The organism is Oleiphilus sp. HI0066 (genome assembly GCF_001635725.1).
This window is the reverse complement of record NZ_LWFH01001260.1, coordinates 1-849: the sequence shown is the minus strand read 5'-3', so window position 1 is coordinate 849 and position 849 is coordinate 1. Positions and strand designations below refer to the sequence as shown.

General features: G+C 43.5%; 1 protein-coding gene. It reads right to left on the bottom strand.

Annotated features, from left to right (window positions below):
• Window positions 1-741, bottom strand: a 741-nt coding sequence (locus A3738_RS18155) for a hypothetical protein (RefSeq protein WP_197473907.1), incomplete at its 3' end; no start/stop codon positions are given.
• Between the last annotated feature and the right edge of the window lie 108 nt (window positions 742-849).

The window sequence follows — 849 nt, the reverse complement described above, 5'->3', positions numbered from 1 at the left end:
GTTCGGGATTTTGTTACAACAACGCGTATTAAAACGCTCGAAGTAGCTATCAGCCTCGTCTAAGGACAAAATTCTAGCAACGTTTGGGTCGGCATTATCAGGAAGTGAAATAGACTGATTAACATCCTCTACCGAATGAGTAGTTGCTTTGCTGACACTTTCATTGGTCTTACGTCTTTCTATTTCTTCCTTAATCACCTGCGGGCTGTAAAAAATAACATTCGACTCACCAGTACCATCAAACGTAACGAAGAATGGACGATCGCCATCGCTATCTACATTGCCTTGAAGAAGATCTTCACTGTCTACAAACTCAGCAGGATTGACTTTCGTTGCATCATACGCATTTCGTCCCTCATTCGCTCTTAAGCGCCGAATGACCTCATCTGTCTCATTCTCCTGAGACAACCTCAACTCTCTTTCAAAAGGGTTTTCAGCTTCTTGTCCTGCAACAGAATTAGCATCAGGCACATTTGAGGGAACAGAAGAATCGCTTGAATAGCTATTCGGTTCAATGATTGAGGGTTGACTTAAACTTTGTTGTGATTGCTCCCCTGATAAAGCTTCGGACTCCGATGCAGGGTCTTGAGCTAAGCTGTCACTTGTGCTAACTGAGTTTTCAGTAGGACTATCAGGCTCTGATACCGCTGAAGATTCCCTTTCTTCAAGACGAGACTTCTCAGATTCACTCAACTCAGAAAGAGGCGTTGCACTCGTGCTTCCAAAAGCGTCGTCAGACACAACATAACGCTTAGCATGCACTAAGCTTGACGCGTGTAACAGAAGAATTATGAAAGAGATTCTAAGCAGCATATTAGAACTGTCTTTTGAACTGTAGCCCGATACCGT